Genomic DNA, 19,762 nt, shown 5'->3' with positions numbered 1-19,762 from the left:
GTCCCTTCATGCCGGGAAAAGTAAAAACGCTCATGAGAAACGGGTTTTTCGCCGAAGCGGGCATCGGTGCCAGTGCAGCGAATTCACACATTGTCCGCGATTTGATCCTCCAAGGCGCTCAGCATGCTGCGTTGTTCATGAATGGCCGGTTTCCCAGCCACGTTGCAGCAACAGTCACCGCGCTCTTGCAGCGTTTTTCCCGCTGCGTGCGCGCGCAGCACGAAATCGTAACGACCGGGTCGGGCTCAGAGCGGACCTTTTCTGCGCTGTGCGCCAATGGCCGTTCTCTGCCATTTCCAGAAACAACTGGACTTCGCCGCGACATCGAGCGGTAGTGTAAGCACTTTTGATGCCGCCCGGGAACACCGGGCTCTACTCAGTACAAGGCGAAGGGTTGGCCTTCGTTGAAAGAGTGGAGAAAACGATGACTATCAAGATCAAACAAGAACCCAAAGTCGCAGACAATAAAGCGAACAAGGCAAAGCCCAAGCGGCAGGAACAACTCTCAAAGCTTCTGAACCGCAAGTCTGGTGCCACGATTTCACAGATTCAAACTGCTTTCGGTTGGCAACCGCATACGGCACGGGCTGCACTTTCGACACTACGCAAAGCCGGAACTGCGATTGAACGGTCCGACACGGACAAAGGATCAGTTTACCGTATCGTCAGTAAGGCCTGAGACGATGGATGCGGATCAGACGCTCGAACTTGAGCGAGCGATTTTAGCGATTGATCATCTGGATCGAGGCAAATGCCTGGATCGGTGGCGTGAGGCGTTCAACCGACCTCCGCCGAAGCATCTCTCACTGCAGTTCATAAAACGGGTGCTGATCTGGAACCTGCAGAACCAGACGCTGGGCGGTGTGTCGGCTAAAACTGAGCGTCGTCTGAAGCAGATCGCAGCCGGGCAATCTGTGCCCGCGACAGCAAAACCGGGGTCCCACCTGGTTCGGGAATGGGAGAACCTGGCAGGTTGAAGTGGTGGATGGCGGCTACGTCATGGATGGCAAGACCTGGCGGTCCTGGTCGGCCATCGCCAGGCACATCACAGGCGCCCGATGGTCCGGACCGCGCTTCTTCGGGGTGCAGTGATGCGCCGCATCCGTTGTGCCATCTACACCCGCAAGAGCTCCGAAGAGGGGCTGGAACAAGACTTCAACTCGCTGGATGCCCAGAGTGAGGCTTGTGAGGCCTATATCGCCAGCCAGAAACATGAAGGCTGGGAGGTGGTGCCGGATCACTATGATGACGGGGGCATCTCGGACGGTCATCTGGATCGCCCTGCGCTGCAGCGCCTGATGCAGGCGGTGGACGAGAAACGCGTCGATCAGATTGTTGTCTATAAGATCGACCGCCTGACCCGGTCACTCGCTGACTTCGCAAAACTGGTCGACCGGCTGGATGCGGCAGAGACGTCCTTCGTGTCGGTGACACAGAGCTTCAACACCGCGACCAGCATGGGGCGACTGACGCTGAACATGTTGCTGAGCTTCGCCCAGTTCGAGCGCGAAGTGACCTCCGAGCGCATTCGCGACAAGATCGCCGCCTCAAAGCGCAAGGGCATGTGGATGGGTGGCCATGTACCGCTGGGCTATCAGGCAAATGGGCGGACGCTGAAAATCGATGAAACTGAGGCGCCCACGATCCGGACGCTCTACGACCTCTACCAGAAACTTGGTTCGATACGAGATGTGAAGATACGCACGGAAGCTCTGGGCCTCCGGTCTCGTCGTCGCGAACGGTCATGCGGTCGCATGTCCGGAGGCATTCCTTTCGACCGAGGTCATCTCCATCACATTCTCAGCAACCCGATCTATGCCGGGCGAATCCGGCACAAGGGGCAGATATATGACGGGCAGCATCCCGCTATCATCGACCCGCAGACATGGGACAAGGTGCAGGACCTGCTGCAAAGTGGCGCCGTAATGTCACGCGGCTCCAGGAAAAAAGCAACCACCTCGCCGCTGGCTGGCAAGCTCTTTGATGAGACCGGTGATCGCCTGACGCCCAGCCATAGTCGGAAGAATGGCAAGAGATTGCGCTACTACGTCTCCCGACGAGTAATTGCGGGTGGCAGCAAAGAACATCCAGATGCCTGGCGGCTGCCCGCTGAAAAGGTCGAGGGGGTGCTGACCGAAATGATCAGACGCCATCTCGGAAGGCCGGATGCAGCGGCATCAGTGACGCAGGGTTTGCCTGCAGCCGAGATCAAGACGACCGCCGCGAGACTGACCGCTTGCATCAGCTCGACTGACTGCCTGAATTTGATCGAAAAGGTACATCTGCGTCCGGGCGCAATGCGCATTCAGTTGGACACTCTGGTTCTTGCAAAATGGCTGGACTGCCTGCCGGGACATATCAACGCATCGGAACTGACAATCGAAACTCCATTCCAGATGCGCAGGAGGGGTGTCGAGCTGAAACTGCATCTTGGTGATCCGCCGCAGGAGATCGACAAAACGTTGGTGCAGAACATTGTAAAGGGGCGCCGCTGGTTGGCGATGGTTATTGATGGCAGGTCGATCTCGGAAATCGCAGAGGTCGAGAACGTATCAACGCGCCGCGTCCAGGACATCGCCGGTCTCGCACTGATCGCTCCTGACATTCTGGATGCCATCACGCTTGGCGAACAGCCCGATGGTCTCTCCACCGATTACTTGATCAAGACCCGCTTCTCTGCTGTCTGGTCAGAACAGCGCGCGCAATTCGTCGCGCTCTAAAACTCCCTCTCCCAAACTCGTACCGCCGGAATCGCAAACAGAGACTTCGGCCCGAAAACGACCCAGAAAGCACTCCGGATCGCGTCTCGCTTTAAAACGCGGTGCGCCAAGCGGCGGGAAACGCGCGACAATACCGAGGCAAACCAGCAGCGCCAGAAATCAGGGAAGTGTTTGGCAGGGGCAGCAGGGTTCGAACCCGCGACCTACGGTTTTGGAGAACGCAGGTCTGGGATTGACAGGGATATTCTGAGATATCTAACCATTTACATTTTAATGAAGAATCAATTCTGGTACATTTCGGGGTATCTGTATCAACGCACAAAAACGCACAAAAAACGCACAAAAAATGAAGATGAGATTGAACGAGAGCCAGGCGCTCAAGCTGAAGCACAAGGACAAGGGCTACGAAGTCCGGGATGAAATCGTACGCGGGCTGGTTCTGCGCGTCGGGAAGAAAGCCCCGAAAGTCTGGGAAGTTGTCGTTCAGCAAGGTAAGAAGCGCCGCCGCCAAAGGCTGGGCACCTTCCCTGCCCTATCGGTCAAGGATGCTCGAAAAAATGCTGAAGCGGCCAAGGAATCGGCCCGCACGTTCACGATGGTCGATGGCCCAAAGACCGTTGAAGACATTTTCGAGGCGTACAAGACGGCGCGGCAATCTCAGATGCGCACCTGGCATGACGTGCAATCGGTTTGGGACAATTGGGCGATGGAGAGAATTGGCCACGTAAGAGCGACCGACCTGACAATTCATCATGGCCTGGATTTGCGTGCGCATATCTCCGCAAAATCCTCACCGCTTAGAGCGGGTTCTGTAATTCGGTATCTACGCCCTATGTTCGCCTGGGCAGCAGATGAACAGCTGATTGACGACAATCCCTGGGCCAGACTGAAAGTTGGTGTATCTGCCACGTCCCGTGACCGGGTGCTTTCTGTTGGTGAATGGAATGCGGTTTGGCAGGCAACATATGACCAGCAATATCCGCTCGGCCCCTTTTCCCGAGTACTAATGCTGTCGGCTCAGAGGATCTCCAATGTCGCCCAGATGCGTTGGGATGAAATTCATGGCGATGTCTGGACCATTCCACGCGAGAAGGTGAAATCGACACGTCCGGAAAGCGCCGCCGCACACGAAGTGCCGCTATCCCGAGCATTGGCGGAAATCATCTCTGAACAGCCTCGCCTGGGCCCCTATGTATTCACCACCAAAGGCGACCGTCCCATTTCGCCCGGCTCTAAGCTGAAGAAGCGTTTGCAGCTTGCCTCGGAAACGTCGGACTGGCGGTTCCACGACCTTCGGCGAACTGCGGCAACGTTGATGACGACAGGCAAGGTCTTACGCTTCATCGTGGAGCGCGTGCTTGGACATACTGATAGTAGCGTTACAGCAGTTTATGACAGGGCCACATATCGCGATGAAAAGCGAGAAGCGCTTGAAGTTCTGTCGGCAACTGCGTTGCCGCCCAAATCGGATGACGAAGCGATGCGTGGAGTTAAACGGTTATGAGCGGGTCAAAGAAACCCAAAAAGGTTCGAGTTGGTGGCGGAATCACCGGTTACAATCGCGAGGCGACATTGCTGGATGACGATTACCGGGATGATTATCTATCTGGGCGACCGGTTCCTGCAGCCCTGCGCCGAAACCCGACGCGGCCATTTATCGACCTTAGGCGAGGTATTGAGGACTTTTGCCGCGAAGCCTTCGAAAATGCTTGCTTGCCAGACCCCTTTTCCCTCCTGCCTTCAGATAACGGCCTCGCCCCGCTGTATTGGTCGCAGTTGGCAAACAGAGAAAATCACGAGATCAAGGCAGCGTTAAATGGTGATTACAAGCTTTGCGCTCTCTTGCACTGCCCAAAAGAAGACCATTCTCCGTTGTGGTACGCCGCTCGAATGAGCGTGACTCTAGTGGAGCTTGATATAGTTTGCGCTCAAGGCCGTGCCGGGGAAATTTCCGCCGCAGAGGTTTCCAATCTTTCAGCGCACTTAGGGTGCGAAATCGGAAGGCTGGAAAACGAGTTTAGATTAAAGGTGGCACACGAACGCAAAGCACTAACTGGTCAGGCTGTCTCTGATGGCAGCTCGCTGGGGGGCAGGAAAACCGCTGAGAGGACGCAACCCAGGACACAACGCATTCTTGAGGCTATGGCGACACGTCTCGGAGAAGAAAAGATGACAGTCAATAACGCTGCACGCCTAACTTTCGAGGTCGACAAACTCGGCTCAAGCGTCGCTGCCAATCGAAAACTTTGGACACGGCACTCTGGTTAATCCGTGAAGAAAATTGGGACATCACCCCCTGATGTCCCACATGAGTCACTCTACCACCGTAGCATACCATCAACGTGGAGCTACGGAAATGACCATAGAACCAACCCACTACTACACCTCTTCAGACCCGGAGATGCGTCCTCTGGGTAAGGAGCAAACGCTTGCGGCTTGGCGCAGCCATGGTCGCGGCCCCGCCTACATCAAGATGGGCCGCCGCGTTCTGTATCGCGGTGCTGACATCCTGAACTGGATTGAGGCAAATCGTGTTCCTACTGAAGACGCATAGAAAAACCCCAGCCGGACGGACCGGACTGGGGCTCTATTCGAAGGATAGCTTTTTCGAATGTAGCGCAGTCGGGCCGTCCTTTCAATGTCGAAAGGATAACCAATGACCGACATTAAGACCAAACCACCAAGCAACACGATCCGCATCATGCGGGTTGCAGACCTCCCGCCGGACCGCAATCCGGCGCAGTACGAAATCCAGAATGGCGATGATAAGCCCAAGGTGGTGACACTGATGAAGCGTCAACGCCAGATGATGGATTTGCTGATTGCCGCGCCCGTCTACTGTGCATCTCCAGTCCGCCTCTCGGATGTGGTGCATATCCTGAAACGCGAAATCGGCCTCGAAGTTGAGACTAAGTTCTACCCTGGCAATCCCATCACGGGTGCCGGGGCATATGGAGTTTATTTCCTGACATCGCAGGTTTGCCGTCTCCCCGAGCAGAAGGTAGCGGCCTGATGCATATGGAGAAGCACACACCCCGCCCCATATCGCCTCTGGAACAGCAGGTCCGCCGCATTCGCTGGCAGTCGGGCGTCTCTGAAACCACCGCGCGCACCATTGCTGGCCTTCTCTTCGGGGAGGGCCGGTAATGTCCAAGCAACACGAAACATCGGACAGTTATCACGGTGAAATTGTTCGGCGCGGGTCACACCGCGCCATCATCTGCCGCGATGGTATCCAGTACATCATCCAACAAAGCAGGAAAGTCCGCGCCGGGAGCACTTGGAGGGCTGTCGGGTACTGCACCACCAAAAAAGCGCTGATCCGCCTGAGCGTCGCCTTGGAGCCGCTCCTTGTGCCGGAATTGGAGGCGTTGCCCGACCATGCGCATCAAAACTGGGCGGTTCAGGTCGAAAACCCCGCTGAATTCAGTCAGAGGGCGGCGTGATGCCCGGCAAGCCATACAAGCAAAACAAAAGGGGGGATGGTCGCCATGTCCAGCTTCTTGAATGGCTTCAAGCCAGCGAAGCGTGGTCTGCACTCAAGCCAGGCCCCCGTGCGCTCTATATCGAGCTTAAGCGGCGCTATACCGGCGGCAATAACGGTTCTCTGCATATGAGCCACAGAGAAGCCGCAGCAGCGCTCAACGTTGGCCGTGATACAGCGGCGGGATACTTCTTATCGCTGATAGAAACCGGGTTCATTGTAATGACCCGAGGCCACTGCCTAGGTCCGTCAGGTGTCGGCCAATCTGCTCACTACCGATTGACCGAAATGCCGTCCGCAGATGGACCCGCGACCAAGGAATTCATGTCATGGAAAAAACAAAACCCCCGTAGGAAAATCCGACACCCTATGGCAGGAAAATCCAACACCCTCTGTCGGAAAACCCGACATTCGGAAATTCAAATGTCGGAAAATCCTACCGGTTTTGGCCAAAAACGGCCTTCTACCGTGTCGGAAAATCCTGCCATTTATACATATAGCCATATCCCCCACAGCAAAGTTGAAGCGAACACGAGGCTGAAATCAGGTCACGGCCTCTGCGGCCTCGCTCGCAAGGAGGCAGCATGACAGGCGAAACGAAAGACGAAGCGAAATTGATGGGCAGGCGCGGCAAAAATACAGCCAATCCGCCCAAGCAACGCAGCAGCAAAGACATTGCCGAATCCGATGATTTGTCCAGCATTCCTCGTTTTAAGCCACTCAAAGAGGGCGCATGGGCATTTTGCATTGAATCCGACGAACAAGCTCAAACTCTTTTTGGAAATGGGTCAATGGAATTTGCGACGGCGCTAGCTGCGCACTGCGGCAACGTATCTGGAACGCGCGATGCTTATGAGCTGGATCGAAACTATGCTTTAGCCTTGGTGGCGGAAATTGCTCCCCAAGATGGCATAGAAGCGATGTTAGCCACGCAGATGGCAGCGGTTCACGTTGCGATGATGCGTCACTCGTCAAAATTGGCAAACGCGGACACTCTCCAGCAACTGGATAGCTACGAGCGTATTTTCAACAAACTCGCACGCACTTTCACAAGCCAAATGGAGGCTCTCCGAAAACACCGCCACGGCGGGCAGCAGAAGATGACCGTCGAGCACGTTACCGTCAACGACGGTGGACAAGCAATTGTTGGTCATTTGACTAGGGGGGGTGCAGCAAAATGACGGACTACCCCATGCACAATTCCCCGCGCTGCACGGCGCGTTCAAAGCGCAGTGGGTTGCCCTGCAAATCACCCGCCGTTCGGGGGTGGTCTGTCTGCCGAATGCATGGCGCACGCGGCGGCGGACTGAAAGGACAGAAGAATGGCAATTACCGACACGGGGCGCACTCCCAAGCATTCTTGGCTGACGTCAGTTTTTCTCGCGAATTACTTGCGGCGGCCAATGGCGCGCTCGCGAACCTAAAAACATCCAAACGAAACTCAACCGGGGCAGTGACCTCAAAAACCTACAAGGAACAAGAAAATGACTGAGGCAGTAAATACACTTGAGCAAAAGCGCCGTCGCTTGGATCTCATTCGAAAGCAGGCCGCTGCACGCAAGGCGGCAGCAGAAAGCAGGGGTGGTGGACAGACATTCGAAATTGAAGGTCCGGAAGGCCAAGTTTACGAGGTTCAGGCTGAAAGCCTTGAAGCCGCAGCAAAGGCTGTAAATGACCTCTCAACACCAGAGAAACCTTGGGGCCAGGTGCTCAAAGAAAACCTCCTGGGCGACGATGATCCAACGACCCAAAATACAGGCGAAAAGATTGGCTCGTTTCTAAACAAGGCGGGTGAAAGTCTGACCTTTGGTCTTGTCGGGGATGAGGCCAGCGCGAAGGTTGAATCGGCCCTTGGCATAGGTCGCCCCACAGCTGCCGATTTAGTGACGGGCGATAACCGCAGTGCATACGAGCGCCGCCGCGACCACTACCGGCAGCAGGAAGATCAGTTCGCGGAAGACCATCCTGTCGCGGCTCTCGGTGCTGAGTTCGTTCCATTGGCCGTTCCAGGTGTCGGCGCAATGGCAGCAGCGGCCAAAGGAACCACAATGACGGGTCGCATGTTACGGGGCGGTGCGGTTGCAGGTGGCCAAGGCACGACGTACGGTTTCATGGAGGGCGAGGACGGGTTGGAAAACCGGCTGCAACAAGGTGCCACGACAGGCGCGCTCTCCGCAGGCATCGGAGCACTTGCCCCGGTTGTTGGGCGTGGCGTCGAAAAGTATGCCGACCACCGGGCAACCAAAAGAGCCACTAACGAGATGGTAAAAAACGCGCCCTCTCCGCAAGCATTGAAAGACGATGCCACTGGCTTCTACAACGCCGGTAAGGCTCGTGGTGCCATTGCATCGGCAGAGGACGCTCAGGGCCTTGCAGCCGACGTGGCAGAGACGCTCAAGCGCGAAGGTGTCATGCGGGCAGATGGGTCGCTGATTACCCGCGATCCGGACGCAAAACGCATCCTGGACGAATTGCAGGATCTGGGCCGGTTCGGCCTTGACGGCAATCAGGTCAAACCTGTGCGGGAACTATTCAGCGGAGCGGCAAGCGATGCTAGTCCTGCACGGGCGCGAATTGGTAAAATCCTCTTGGACAAGTTTGATGATTTTGTCGGTCAACGGGCACCAGAATACCGTCAGGGTGACGAGTTGTACCGACGCGCCAAGAAAACTGAAGCGGTCGACCAGATGATAGATGTCGCTGACACCAGCGATACGGCAAATGCGCTTCGTCGGGAATTCCAGAAGGCCGACCGAAACCAAATCAAAGGCAAGTTGGGAGGCATGACCAGTGACGAGATTACCGCCATGCAACGGGTTGCGCGGGGTAGTCGGATGGAAAATACCGCTCGGGCGGTAGGGCGTTCTGCCCCCAGCAGCGTCAGCGGCGCTATGTTTACCGGTGGTGTCCCATTCGCTTCTGCGTCGATGGCTGGCAGCCCGGGCATAGGCGCAGCGGTGGGCGGTACCGTCCTTGCAGCGGGAATGGCTGGTCGAGGCATCTCAAACAGCATGCAACGTGCAAGAGCGGAGATTGCAAAGGCCCTCATGGCTTCAGGTGGCACCATGCCTCAAGCTATAGCGAGCGACCCGCTTAAACAGAAGATTATGGAATTGCTGTTGGGCGGAGCGCCTCGCGCGGGTCAGATGATTGGCGGCGTGTTAGACCAATAAGAGAGCGAGACCATTGCCGAGCATGAGCAGGAAGCCAATTCCCATTATTCCAAGGAAATATGCGAATGCCGCTTCCTGCCAGCTATCCACCTGCTCTTTCGTTGCGCCGGGTCGCACGACCCTTGCGCCCGTTGTCACGACGGCATCCAACCCGTCAGCGAGCAGGTCGGGCAGTTCTTTGAGGAGCGCAACCATGACAACGATGGAAGAGAACGCGGCGTACACGCCAAAGCAAACCAGAACTGCATTGGCAAAGGAATAAAGCATGAACAATATGTATGAATCCGAGCCGTATAATTCAAGTTCCGAGCTGTTCATGGCAATTGCAGAGCGTGAGCGGGACGCCTTGCTCGCAATCACCAGACTCGACGAATATATGCACTTTCGGGAGCAACTGGAACAGATGAGGGCGCGAGGCGGAGAATTCAATCTCGCCCGTTTTGCGTTAGAAATCGCCGTCTACAGCGTCCTCATGGATTACGAGGAAAGCTTAGGGTTGCCCACCCGGGACATACCCAAGCCCGATGGCAAGGGTGGGATTGAGCCGGAAACGGTGGTGCCGGAGGAGTGGAAAGCAAATTCGCCTTAATTTTGATCGAATCTGTATCGGTGCTACTATTACGTGTGGTTTTTGAAGGATGAATTTAATGGATGATTTTCAAATTGGGCAAAATCGGTACCTACCCACTAATGTAAGAATGGTTGGCATTGCTCCTGTGAATCAACGTCACTTAGCGCTCGTTGTCGGGTTGGTTGCGGTTGGCTTACCTACAGTAATGCTGATTGCAGCATTCAATCCGATTTATGATACGTGTTTTCGAGACTCCATCAGCCATTTTTATTACGCGCCCTTCATGGGGAGTTTTTTTGTAGGCGCTCTGGTTTTCATAGGTGCTTACCTAATAGTGTACTCGGGTGAAGATAAACATGGCGCTGAAAACCGATTGTCTTCTTGGGCTGGAATATTTGCTTTCGGTGTTGCGCTCTTTCCAACATCCAATCACGGGTGTGATGCAGCTACTTTCGAAGCTCGTGCATTTGTCGACTTTTCAGTCCCCGCTGGTGATAAAGTTCCACAACCAATGGCAGAGCCAAACCTAGACGAATTTTTCCAGATGATTGAATTTGATCTAGGTATCTTTGTTCTTGGTTCGGATATTATTCATTACTTCAGCGCCGCGCTGCTATTTGCGTTTTTAGCGTGGTTTGCCTTTTTCGTGTTCACAAGCGTCGAGCCAAGCCAGCGAAACCCTGACAACTCCCTGAAACCCCAAAAGGCTCTCCGAAATCGAATTTATTGCATTTCCGGAACAATTATTGTCGTTTCGATGATCGCGATGATCTTGTCAAAAATCTTGACGCGTGTTTTCGGATTCGAACTTGCATGGTGGAATGATGGCAATTGGACATTTTGGTTCGAGGCGTTTGCGCTTTGGGCATTCGGGTTTTCTTGGATGGTTAAGGGCAGGTTCTTAGAAAGACTCGAAGATAATCTAGACGTCGGTAGTGATAATGCTTTGCCTGAAGCATAGCCAAAAAACCTAGTTTTTAGTCCGGAATGACCAGAGTGGTGATGCTATCTCTGGAGAGTCAATTTTCGTAGATGTTGGAGAGGGTGTTTATGGGTACAGAATCTCAAAACGAGGCAATAATCGAACTGTTACTCAAAGAACTGGAACTGACAATCGGCAATACATATTCTGTGCGAATGAAGTTCATTTTTACTGTCTGGATTGGGCCCTTTCTTTTGTTGGGGGCGATGATAGTAGCAACAAAGGGTAATATCTCCATACCAAGTGAATTGCTTACATGGATTAGCGCCGCAGTGGCTTCATTGTGCTATTTTGCGCTTGGTTTTATTGCTGGCCGTTATGAACAAGGAAATTGGAAGCGTTGTGACGAACTTAGAACACTTGTCGCCAACCTTACTAAACTAGATCCAAAACTGCACAATGAAGTTCTTGATGAGCGAAACCAAAAGGACGTGATTATCACGTATTTTTATATGTTCGCAGCCATGTGGGTAATATTTGTTTGCTGCTTGGCTTTCGCAGTGAAGTTTACATGATTTCAGGTGCCCAACTAATAGATTCGTTCCCACAAATGAGGCCACATTGACAGTGATCGGTCTTGTGGAACCTGACATGGGACGTGAAAAACGACAGAAGAACAGCCCTTAAAGTTGAATACGAGGGTTTCTGGGCTGACTAATTTTGGGGAGGATTTAGATGACAATTGAATACTACGAAAAATTTGAGAAAACCTGCGCTGGTTTGAAAAATATCGCGATGATAATTGCAATTGTTGTTGGGGGTGGGTGGACACTGCACGTTTTTCAAGCGCAGCTAAACGTAGAGCAAGCCAAGGCAGCTCTGCAAAAATTAGAGATGGAAATTGCAGAAAAAGCTGCTTTGGAAGTTAATGTTGAAGCCAAGCAAGTTGAAACCACAGGGCTTGGCTATAAGCCTGCTTTACCGTTGAAGATCATTGCCGGGACGATCCAAATTTCCAATAGAGGCAATCGCGATACCCAAATTGACCTCTCTTCTGGCCCTGTCACAATCGCGCGGATATTAGGCTTCGACGACAAAGGTGAGCCCACTTTTGGGTCACGTTCCACGGCTTTTGTTTACTATACTCACGATGGACCCGCTGCTGGTAAGATATTGTTAGCAGAGGGCAGCGAGAAGCTTCGTTTCATTGCAAATGTAAAGACGTCAGGACTTTACTCAGTCATTTTTACTGTGCCCCGAGATGAGGCGGAGTTTGAGGTAGCTGAAGCACTTTTGCCTGAAGCCACAACTTATTCTTGGACAGGTAGCACCCTTGTTGCAGTCAAGTGATGTTTTGGCTGACGAAAAGCAGACGACGAGGCGAGCTGCAGCATTATGCAGAAAGGGCTCAAATCAGGCATCCGCCTTCCATGTCATTGAAGATGAATAGGCAATCATGCGCATATACGTCGCAACATCGTGAGCAGAGAATAAAGTTATGGTGAAGGGTAAGATTTTCGAACGTTATTCGACGTACTGGGGGTAACAAGTGATTAAAAGCCTTATTTAGATGTCGTGTCATGCATCCCCAAATTAACAGCTTACACGTCCCCAACTAAGGCTGATTTAGTGTAGCGTTGCACCTTGCATTTCACCGGCAGGTTGCAGCGTTTTTATTTGTGAAACATCCCTGAATCAGGTGTTGTGTCCTTAGCAAATCAATTGTCCTTCAACGTCACAACGGACCCTGCAAAAATACCACCGTCTGAGACCAAATCCCAACCAAGTTTATTAACTATGGGAACAGTGTTTTCAACGTCACTTGACGCATCCATCGATCAGGTGAACACGTCCTTTGTTTTTCTCATTACACTTTTGCAACTCGAATATTTTGGAATTGCGAACACTTTTCAGAGTTTTGTCGTGAATCACGAATTCGTAGTCACCTTCACCAACCAATAGTTTTGAACCCTGCAAAACATAGACGTATTTTTTCTTTAAGAGTGCATGCGGCGAAGGCTCAAACATCGCCGTTCGTCCGAATTCCGTTACCTCAACCGTGCCGTTGCCATCAAAATTGAATTGCACAAACGTCAATGCAATGTCTCTCAATCCAGTCACTCTGTCTGCCGTTCTCCAATTGCCCGCAACATTATCTTTGCTTGTCTTGCAGCTACTAACCAAAAGCAAAATCAAAAGACCTTTGATGATTGCGTGCATGTTAGGGCTCCCCACCAATTTAGTGTCCGAGGCATTGTTTTGCTTAAGTAATATTTTTATTCGGCTTCGGTCTCTGAGTGTCCCTTTTAACATGGCAGCGCTCAAGGGCCTAATGGATGTAACTTGCTATTGTGCTTTCAGGGCTCATGTCTAGCCCCCAGTTTCAGTACCAGTGATTTGGCCAACGTTCCGATTTCTATTCAACAGCTTACAAGCAAAATTGGCTTGGTATTCTCAACCAATTCGAACTTAAAACTGACTCCGGCACTTTCGAATTTATATTTTTGAGCTCTGGGTTCGAATTTGCCAATGGATTCGCCGGTAAATTTGTCAATCACATGTATGATTGTTTGACTGTATTCAGCGTTCGCGAGTGGGAACTCTTCAAACTCTTTACAAGCAGAGTTCTTTGGAATGGAGAACTCTCCTACAGGTGACATAAACTCCTGAGAATTCACGTTCCAAGGTTTAACCTGAAAAGCGAAATTTCGACCACACCAGCGTTTGTCGCCGCAAAAATAATCGGGCAAAAAAACTGTTGCAAAGTAGAGGCCGAAAGCGCCGATAAGCGCTACGAACAACGTAACAATTGCGTTGGTTCTGTTCATGTGTTCTCCAATCTTTCAAATCAATCCGAGTCCGGGCCACCGGTGTTTCCAGCTAGTGTAAAAAGGACAGGTATTGCGTTGTAATACCACTCAACTCATTTTCAACGCCACTCCCGGCCCAGCAGCTACGTCCCCGTTGTCTAAAAACTGGATACCTTGAGCTTCTAGGGCTTTGCAAAGTGCGTCGTGAGTATCGGCATAGCCAGCCAACGGCCCATTCTTGCTTTCTAGTCTCTGAATAGTCGCCCAGCCAACACCGCTTTCTTCAGCGAGTTTCCTCGCGGACCACTTTAGAAGACCCCTTGCTGCTCGGATTTGTTCTCCGTTCATCATGAAACCTGATATAATTTATATTGACTTTGCTTGTTCATATCCTTATATAAATTATATCACCTTCGGGAACAATGAATATGACCATAAACCGCTCAGAAATCTTCACCTTCGCCTGGACTACTGCGCGCCAAAACCTCTGGTCACGCCGGTTGCCCGCTTCTGAGCTTCGCAGCCTGTTTCCCCAAGCTCTGCGTGATGCATGGCGCGAGATGAAGCGCCGGGCGGTGATTGCGGCTGAACGTGCCAAGCAGGCGCTGCGCCCCTCTGCCGAACTCTGGTCAGAGATACAGAACCTGGAAAACCGCACCACGCTGGGCCACGAAGGCATCAACCGCCTGTCGGATCTGCGTTCCGCCTATCACGCCTCCTGCGACCGTGAGGCCGAGGAGAAGGCCGCTGCGGAACTGGAGGCCAAGCGCAAGATGATTGCCGCCGCCAAGGGCCGGTTTGCTTCTGTCACCTTCACCAAGAAAGATGGCAGCGAACGTGTCATGCGCGTACAGCCCGCCAAGCTCAAGTTCCACCTCAAGGACAAGACAGCTTCAGAGAGCGCCCGTAAGGCCGCGCTGACGCGCGCCAAGCGTCACCCGCACCTGATGCCCGTCTGGGATGCAGAGGCGTCTGAGCCGCGCTCTGTAAACCTCGCCACCATCTCCCGCATCGCCGTCAACGGCGCGGTGCATGAATTTCCAATCCACTAGTTCACCGGAGGAACCTGATCGTGAGCATCACCAACAACATCGACGACGCCCATTCTGCCATCTGCGATGCGGAGAACCTCATCCACGCCCTGAAAATCATTGTGTGGGAAATCATGAACACCGACGACATTTCAACGACAGGTCCGGAAGTCAGGGCGCTCACCGGGGTAAGCAATGCGCTCGGAGATTTACTCAAAGACTGGCAGACGAATTGATACTCGTGAAGGAGGGCAAAATGGCCAAACTACAATCAGACCTACAGCATGATGCAATGGTCATCGAGGGGCTACTAGCCGCAATGGAAGCCGCAGATGATGCAGATGAGCGCGCAGGCGTGAACATCCTCATCGGCATTGCACGTGCGAAAGCAAAGCAACTCAACCGAGACCTTGATGCCATCAACGGGAGTATTCCACATGACGCAGGTTGAGACACCCAGGTTGAACTTTGACGAGGCATTGGAGCGGGTCAACTTCTACGCGGAGACCGTAGGTGTATCACCACCTTGTCGTTTGCTTGGCGATGATGGCGTGCCCTCAACAGAGCTCTCAGCTTTCTGCCTGACTTATGGCGCAAGCCTCGACTGGATATTCCTGGGCGACCTGCGCGGGATGATCCGGAACAGCTATAGGTGGGCAACCAGCGATAAGCACAGTGACGCCGCCTGAATTCCCCCAAATCGGAGACTGAGACATGAAAGACCATATCTACGACCTGGAGACGGAAGGTGACCCTTCCATGAGCGCTGGCCATATTCTCGCGCTGGCCCGTGTCGGCGTAGCAGCATCTGACAGTGTCATGAGTGTCGACTTGCAGCGCAATGGCTACCAGAACCTCTTTGAGGTGATTGGCGACATTGCTGGCAGGTTGATGGATGAAATCTCGGAGCTGGAACACCAGAACGAGATATTGACCATGGCCACTCAGGCATCGCAGGGAAAGGAGGTGAGATGACCTGCGGTGTCTGCCATCCAGAGGCTTTCCGAGAGGGTCAGGGGCGTGTCTTCGGATACGCGGTTGCTGACCGCCCAAGCCGCGTGGCGGCAGGCATTCGTCGGCTTCACTATTTGGGGGCAGAGCACGTGTTCACTGATGAGCCAAAGGGCCGTGTGAAAGACCGTCCCGGTCTCAAGATACTGCGCAAGGTTTTATGCCGTGGAGATAGGGTTATTCTGGCAGATGAAAAATCACTGGGTACCAAACCCGCCTATGTCGCTGCGAACATCGAAACGTTTGAGGCTCGGGGTATCAACGTCGCTATTATGAGAAAGGTGTATTTTGAAGAATAGAAGCCCCACCAGCTGGACTTGGCGGGGCTCCCAGACTTTCCGCCGCTGTCAGAGGCAACGCTGGCAACTAACAACAGAGAAATGAACTTGGAGTTACCCTGATAGGAGAATTTCATATGCCCCTGACAATGGACGAATTCGGATACTTGCGCGAGACGATTGAGCAGGTCAAAGGGCTGGCCGCGCTGGCCAAGCTACAAGCACAGGCGGAAGAAACTTCCCCTCAACCAGGGCAATATCTACCCGTCCTGCTGAGCGCCCTGGGCCGCGCATGCGACGACGCGATAGCCGTTGCCGAGGGCATGGTGGAGGTGCCTGACCTTTCCTAGTTTGTTCAAGTGAACTTTTTACCCCATGTAGGGGATTTTTTGACGAATGAATTACTACCAAACCAATAGACAGTGGTCAGACCAGTTCCTGCCGCAGATCAAACGTATTGTGGGCAGCCATCTTCTCGAAACCGCGCCAGATCCACTGGACTGGCATCAGGCCACCGACTTGCTAATGCTCGATGCCCGCGACATGCGCATAGCCGCACGAGTGCGCCGACCGGGCTATGCCAATCTCTACCCGCATCAGTTCACCATCCGGTCCCGCATCACCTCAGGCGCAGAGACGGAGCTCAGCAAAATCGTCAATGGCAAGGGCGACTGGCTGTTCTACGGCCACGCCAACGCGGCACAAACGGGGATAGAGAGCTGGCATCTGATTGACCTGCGGGCATTCCGGGCAGCGCTCATACGTCAGGGGGCTGACGGGCTGGTGTGGGGCAATAAGACCAACGCCGATGGTACACGGTTCACCTGGTTCGATATCAGGAGTTTTCCGGACCAGCCGAGTTTGGTGGTGGCGCGGTCGGGTGATCATCTGAGATGATTTGATCAATGACGGCCTCCTAAACCTGTCTGACTTAGGAGTAAAGTCTGTTAAAGCCTCTCGTACAGTTTTGTGTCTGCGCCTATTAGTTAGTATTCATCATACACTGAACACGTCGATGCACCACTTCTGGGAGAAGTGAAGGCAGGATAAGTTTCCTGCCTAGGGTGAGCAGCACAGGCTGCATATAGAATATCATCATCTGGCGGCCAACTATCAGGAAATCGATAACTAGACCCTCTTTGTAACTTAACTTTTTTCAGAAATTTCCTCTTGAACCTTACAAAGTCTAAACCTTCTGACGTTCGGCCATTACTGCTGCTTTTCCCAGAAACAGCGACAGCAACATTCACAGGGTAGGCGCAGTTGTTCTTTACTCCTACAAAATAGATGAACTCGCCTCGATTTTCTTCGACGTGAGACAAGCAGCCATCTTTATTTGACCAATCATGCTTTGTCTTTACTCTGTACCATTGTGTGCCAGTACAAATTTGAGGGTTTGCAACACCTTTTGCAACGATGCAGTATGTATAACTGGCTTTTCCTGCAATGTTGAAACCAACTATTTTATTGGGAGCCAAAACAGCGCGATCCACCCCTAATTTTCTAGAGCCACCCGCGCGCCAGTTAATGAGAATTCTTTTTCCGCATTTATTTGCCAAGTAGACACTTAAGTCTGCTGCACTATGGAACTGCACACACGCATCAACCTTTGTTGGCTGCAGAAAACCAACAAGACACAATGCAAACAAATACAAACTTTTTTGAGTAAACATATCAACCACATTTCCCTGTTAAACAATCTTGATAAGCGCATTTAAGTTCATTTGGCGTACTACCCTGTGGGGATCTACCCTGATCCTCTTTGTATGTCTCAGTAGCATTTCCGAGTATGTGGAAAATATCGCCAATGTGCATTTTTCTATTGTTCTGCCGCGACGATGAATGCCGCTTGCTAGAATTTCGAAGATATACATAGAGTTAGAGTAGACGGGTTCGTGGCACTTCGGAAGGTTATGTGAAATCGACCGTCATGCTGAAAAACCACATCAATTGTCCCCGATATATTCCCCAAACAACATCTACGCTTTGATGGTTTCGTGAAGCTAATCGAAAACGCCAGGAATCTCGAGGAAAACAGGCTCATCTGGAGCTACGCCATAAAATGCTCGGAAATCAGTCCAACTTAGCAACTTTGAAGGTGTCGACATCCCTTCGTGGGCAATTTTAATGTCGATCCCCGAATCTTGCACTGCTGTTGTAACTCTTACTAAGTCATCTTTCATCGACGCTAACTCGCTAGTGTGACGCGAACTTGCAGCTAGTAGCGAAGCCATTTGCTCTTGAAGCCCATTGGTAGCTGTAATGTTTTGCTGAATGGACTGATTCAACTGGTCAATAGAAGATTGAAGCGTCCGCATAGCCTCATTCGCGCTCGAAGTATTTGCTTTAACAACGTAGTCAGAGACTTTGAAAGATATCCCCCAAGCTAACAAAGCTGTCAGAACAAGGCCGATGACCAGTCGTACCAACCATACAGTCCAAGATACCGCGTCCATTTTCAATCCTTTCACCACCACAATCAGATTTCGCACCGTTCTACTAAATTTCGGTGAAACCTATGTCGAACAAATCCTCCAGCAGTTACCTTATGCCTTCCATTCAGCGCATGCCTCTTCAACTAACTTAGTAAACACTCCAATTACGGCCAAGTTTAGGTTTTTTTTGAGAAACCGCACAAAAAAACGCACAAAAATCAAATCTGCGCAGCCTTGAGTTTCATATAAGTTATTGATTTTATTGGCAGGGGCAGCAGGGTTCGAACCCGCGACCTACGGTTTTGGAGACCGTCGCTCTACCAGCTGAGCTATACCCCTAAGGCCACGGCAGGGATTATGACACCTTGGCGCGGGAATCAAGCGCCGTTTGATTTCTTTTCCGGGTTATCGGGTGAACACGTCCGCCCTGCATCAAGTCGCCGTGACGCGTGTTCCAACTGCACCAGATCACCACCGCAGATAGCAGCCTCATGCTTGAGTATGTAAGCCATCGGCCAGTCCCACCAGGCAATCTCGAAAAGATGCGCGATCGTATCGGGATCAAACCGGCGGCGGACGGGCCGGGCCGGATTTCCGACGACAATTGTGTAGGGTGAGATTTCGCCGGCCACGATAGCGCCTGCACCGATGATCACACCGTCCCCGACCCTGGCACCGGGCAGAATGCGGGCATCGTGCCCGATCCAGACATCGTTTCCGATCACCGTGTCAGCTCCGGCGCCGGGAAGCGACGCGCGGTCTTCGTCGAACCCACCATCGAAAACGGCAAAGGGATAGGTTGAGAACCCGTCATAGCGGTGATTGGCCGAGGCGGTGATGAAAACCACACCATCAGCGATCTGGCAGAACTTTCCGATGTGCAGCATTTCAGCCGAATTCGGGAAGAGATAAGGTGCCAATCGCGCAGCCCAATCCTGAGTCGGGACCGCAGAGCTGGCATAGGTGTAATCACCTACGATGATACGCGGGTGATCCAGTGCGGGTTTCAGAAATACAGTACCGGGGTGGGTGCTCCCATCGGGAAGGGTCAGGGGGTGACGTGTTTGCGCATCAGGAAATGTGCCGGGCATAACGGGCCTCGCCTTGGTCTGAGAAACATTGAGCGGTTTGTCGATCAGGCGGCGTTGTTCACAGCACTCTCCATCGGTTGCAGATAATATTTAGGAACGGGCGGGCAAAAGAAAAAGGGCGCCCGCGCGGGACGCCCTTTGTAGAATGATCCGACTAAAGGATTATTCGATAATTTTGGCGACGACGCCTGCGCCGACGGTTCTGCCGCCTTCGCGGATGGCGAAGCGCAGGCCGT

General features: G+C 52.6%; 30 protein-coding genes, 1 tRNA gene and 1 pseudogene. 24 read left to right on the top strand and 8 right to left on the bottom strand.

What is annotated here, in order from left to right; genetic code table 11:
• The first annotated feature begins 8 nt into the window (after nt 1-8).
• From Q1B27_RS11805 to Q1B27_RS11745, 12 genes and pseudogenes are all read left to right on the top strand, one after another.
• Nucleotides 9-335 (top strand): hypothetical protein, encoded by a 327-nt coding sequence (locus Q1B27_RS11805; protein ID WP_299847752.1) that lies wholly within the window; start codon nt 9-11, stop codon nt 333-335.
• A 59-nt stretch (nt 336-394) separates the two neighbouring features.
• Nucleotides 395-679, top strand: coding sequence for a DUF3489 domain-containing protein (locus Q1B27_RS11800; RefSeq protein ID WP_299847750.1), 285 nt, complete (start codon nt 395-397; stop codon nt 677-679).
• A gap of 4 nt (nt 680-683) precedes the next feature.
• Nucleotides 684-1,092: pseudogene (locus Q1B27_RS11795) on the top strand (DUF2924 domain-containing protein).
• Complete coding sequence (locus tag Q1B27_RS11785) at nt 1,092-2,720, top strand: recombinase family protein (RefSeq protein WP_299847743.1); 1,629 nt, start codon at nt 1,092-1,094, stop codon at nt 2,718-2,720. Before Q1B27_RS11795 ends, Q1B27_RS11785 begins: the two are co-directional and overlap by 1 nt.
• 358 nt (nt 2,721-3,078) lie before the next feature.
• Entirely contained in the window at nt 3,079-4,224 is a 1,146-nt protein-coding gene (locus Q1B27_RS11780; RefSeq protein ID WP_299847741.1) for a site-specific integrase, read from the top strand.
• Complete coding sequence (locus Q1B27_RS11775; protein WP_299847739.1) at nt 4,221-4,988, top strand: hypothetical protein; 768 nt, start codon at nt 4,221-4,223, stop codon at nt 4,986-4,988. Before Q1B27_RS11780 ends, Q1B27_RS11775 begins: the two co-directional genes overlap by 4 nt.
• Nucleotides 4,989-5,076: 88 nt before the next feature.
• Nucleotides 5,077-5,274 carry a helix-turn-helix domain-containing protein gene (locus Q1B27_RS11770; protein ID WP_299847737.1) on the top strand — a complete coding sequence of 66 codons (198 nt, stop codon included), beginning with the start codon at nt 5,077-5,079 and terminating at the stop codon, nt 5,272-5,274.
• 102 nt (nt 5,275-5,376) lie between these two features.
• A complete protein-coding gene (locus tag Q1B27_RS11765; RefSeq protein WP_299847735.1) occupies nt 5,377-5,733 on the top strand; it encodes a hypothetical protein in 357 nt (118 codons plus the stop codon).
• 133 nt (nt 5,734-5,866) lie between these two features.
• Nucleotides 5,867-6,166, top strand: coding sequence for a hypothetical protein (locus Q1B27_RS11760; protein WP_299847733.1), 300 nt, complete (start codon nt 5,867-5,869; stop codon nt 6,164-6,166).
• A complete protein-coding gene (locus Q1B27_RS11755; protein WP_299847731.1) occupies nt 6,166-6,792 on the top strand; it encodes a hypothetical protein in 627 nt (208 codons plus the stop codon). Before Q1B27_RS11760 ends, Q1B27_RS11755 begins: the two co-directional genes overlap by 1 nt.
• Nucleotides 6,789-7,385, top strand: a complete 597-nt coding sequence (locus tag Q1B27_RS11750; RefSeq protein WP_299847729.1) for a hypothetical protein — start codon at nt 6,789-6,791, stop codon at nt 7,383-7,385. Before Q1B27_RS11755 ends, Q1B27_RS11750 begins: the two co-directional genes overlap by 4 nt.
• Nucleotides 7,386-7,688: 303 nt before the next feature.
• Nucleotides 7,689-9,377, top strand: a complete 1,689-nt coding sequence (locus Q1B27_RS11745) for a hypothetical protein (RefSeq protein WP_299847727.1) — start codon at nt 7,689-7,691, stop codon at nt 9,375-9,377.
• Here the strand turns inward: Q1B27_RS11745 and Q1B27_RS11740 are convergent.
• Nucleotides 9,366-9,650: a hypothetical protein gene (locus Q1B27_RS11740; RefSeq protein ID WP_299847725.1), complete on the bottom strand. Its 285-nt coding sequence runs from the start codon at nt 9,648-9,650 to the stop codon at nt 9,366-9,368. The two genes, Q1B27_RS11745 and Q1B27_RS11740, sit on opposite strands and share 12 nt — an antisense overlap.
• Between Q1B27_RS11740 and Q1B27_RS11735 the strand changes: the two genes are divergently transcribed.
• The 4 genes from Q1B27_RS11735 to Q1B27_RS11720 all read left to right on the top strand — a co-directional run bounded on the left by Q1B27_RS11735 (nt 9,643) and on the right by Q1B27_RS11720 (nt 12,220).
• Nucleotides 9,643-9,966, top strand: a complete 324-nt coding sequence (locus Q1B27_RS11735; RefSeq protein WP_299847723.1) for a hypothetical protein — start codon at nt 9,643-9,645, stop codon at nt 9,964-9,966. The two genes, Q1B27_RS11740 and Q1B27_RS11735, sit on opposite strands and share 8 nt — an antisense overlap.
• A gap of 58 nt (nt 9,967-10,024) precedes the next feature.
• A complete protein-coding gene (locus Q1B27_RS11730; RefSeq protein WP_299847719.1) occupies nt 10,025-10,909 on the top strand; it encodes a hypothetical protein in 885 nt (294 codons plus the stop codon).
• An 89-nt stretch (nt 10,910-10,998) separates the two neighbouring features.
• Nucleotides 10,999-11,445 (top strand): hypothetical protein, encoded by a 447-nt coding sequence (locus tag Q1B27_RS11725; RefSeq protein ID WP_299847717.1) that lies wholly within the window; start codon nt 10,999-11,001, stop codon nt 11,443-11,445.
• Between the two features lie 160 nt (nt 11,446-11,605).
• On the top strand, nt 11,606-12,220 hold the full coding sequence (locus Q1B27_RS11720) for a hypothetical protein (protein ID WP_299847715.1): 615 nt from the start codon (nt 11,606-11,608) through the stop codon (nt 12,218-12,220).
• A gap of 468 nt (nt 12,221-12,688) precedes the next feature.
• On the opposite strand, the gene Q1B27_RS11715 is transcribed toward Q1B27_RS11720, so the two are convergent.
• Both Q1B27_RS11715 and Q1B27_RS11710 read right to left on the bottom strand, forming a co-directional pair.
• Nucleotides 12,689-13,090 carry a hypothetical protein gene (locus tag Q1B27_RS11715; protein WP_299847713.1) on the bottom strand — a complete coding sequence of 134 codons (402 nt, stop codon included), beginning with the start codon at nt 13,088-13,090 and terminating at the stop codon, nt 12,689-12,691.
• A gap of 200 nt (nt 13,091-13,290) precedes the next feature.
• Nucleotides 13,291-13,698, bottom strand: coding sequence for a hypothetical protein (locus tag Q1B27_RS11710; protein ID WP_299847711.1), 408 nt, complete (start codon nt 13,696-13,698; stop codon nt 13,291-13,293).
• Nucleotides 13,699-14,108: 410 nt separating this feature from the next.
• Between Q1B27_RS11710 and Q1B27_RS11705 the strand changes: the two genes are divergently transcribed.
• The 8 genes from Q1B27_RS11705 to Q1B27_RS11670 all read left to right on the top strand — a co-directional run bounded on the left by Q1B27_RS11705 (nt 14,109) and on the right by Q1B27_RS11670 (nt 16,897).
• Nucleotides 14,109-14,732 carry a hypothetical protein gene (locus Q1B27_RS11705; protein WP_299847709.1) on the top strand — a complete coding sequence of 208 codons (624 nt, stop codon included), beginning with the start codon at nt 14,109-14,111 and terminating at the stop codon, nt 14,730-14,732.
• 20 nt (nt 14,733-14,752) lie between these two features.
• The gene (locus Q1B27_RS11700; RefSeq protein ID WP_299847707.1) at nt 14,753-14,947 is read left to right on the top strand and encodes a hypothetical protein; all 195 of its coding nucleotides are present in this window, start codon (nt 14,753-14,755) and stop codon (nt 14,945-14,947) included.
• 20 nt (nt 14,948-14,967) lie between these two features.
• Nucleotides 14,968-15,162 (top strand): hypothetical protein, encoded by a 195-nt coding sequence (locus Q1B27_RS11695; protein ID WP_299847705.1) that lies wholly within the window; start codon nt 14,968-14,970, stop codon nt 15,160-15,162.
• The gene (locus Q1B27_RS11690; protein ID WP_299847704.1) at nt 15,149-15,400 is read left to right on the top strand and encodes a hypothetical protein; all 252 of its coding nucleotides are present in this window, start codon (nt 15,149-15,151) and stop codon (nt 15,398-15,400) included. Before Q1B27_RS11695 ends, Q1B27_RS11690 begins: the two co-directional genes overlap by 14 nt.
• Nucleotides 15,401-15,425: 25 nt before the next feature.
• Nucleotides 15,426-15,686 (top strand): hypothetical protein, encoded by a 261-nt coding sequence (locus Q1B27_RS11685; RefSeq protein ID WP_299847702.1) that lies wholly within the window; start codon nt 15,426-15,428, stop codon nt 15,684-15,686.
• Entirely contained in the window at nt 15,683-16,021 is a 339-nt protein-coding gene (locus Q1B27_RS11680) for a hypothetical protein (protein ID WP_299847701.1), read from the top strand. Before Q1B27_RS11685 ends, Q1B27_RS11680 begins: the two co-directional genes overlap by 4 nt.
• Nucleotides 16,022-16,137: 116 nt before the next feature.
• Entirely contained in the window at nt 16,138-16,350 is a 213-nt protein-coding gene (locus Q1B27_RS11675) for a hypothetical protein (protein ID WP_299847700.1), read from the top strand.
• Between the two features lie 46 nt (nt 16,351-16,396).
• Nucleotides 16,397-16,897 carry a hypothetical protein gene (locus Q1B27_RS11670; protein ID WP_299847699.1) on the top strand — a complete coding sequence of 167 codons (501 nt, stop codon included), beginning with the start codon at nt 16,397-16,399 and terminating at the stop codon, nt 16,895-16,897.
• A gap of 89 nt (nt 16,898-16,986) precedes the next feature.
• Here the strand turns inward: Q1B27_RS11670 and Q1B27_RS11665 are convergent, their stop codons facing one another.
• From Q1B27_RS11665 to Q1B27_RS11645, 5 genes are all read right to left on the bottom strand, one after another.
• Nucleotides 16,987-17,673, bottom strand: coding sequence for a hypothetical protein (locus Q1B27_RS11665; protein ID WP_299847697.1), 687 nt, complete (start codon nt 17,671-17,673; stop codon nt 16,987-16,989).
• A 330-nt stretch (nt 17,674-18,003) separates the two neighbouring features.
• Nucleotides 18,004-18,456, bottom strand: a complete 453-nt coding sequence (locus Q1B27_RS11660; protein WP_299847696.1) for a hypothetical protein — start codon at nt 18,454-18,456, stop codon at nt 18,004-18,006.
• Between the two features lie 242 nt (nt 18,457-18,698).
• A tRNA-Trp gene (locus Q1B27_RS11655) sits at nt 18,699-18,774 on the bottom strand.
• A 38-nt stretch (nt 18,775-18,812) separates the two neighbouring features.
• Nucleotides 18,813-19,526 (bottom strand): CatB-related O-acetyltransferase, encoded by a 714-nt coding sequence (locus Q1B27_RS11650; protein WP_299847695.1) that lies wholly within the window; start codon nt 19,524-19,526, stop codon nt 18,813-18,815.
• Nucleotides 19,527-19,688: 162 nt separating this feature from the next.
• A partial coding sequence (locus tag Q1B27_RS11645; protein ID WP_202814033.1) for a hypothetical protein occupies nt 19,689-19,762 on the bottom strand: 74 nt, incomplete at its 5' end.

It is taken from the genome of uncultured Roseovarius sp., assembly GCF_947489715.1.
Lineage (GTDB): Bacteria > Pseudomonadota > Alphaproteobacteria > Rhodobacterales > Rhodobacteraceae > Roseovarius.
Note: the sequence above shows the minus strand (reverse complement) of the source record. Positions and strands in the feature narration are given on the sequence as shown.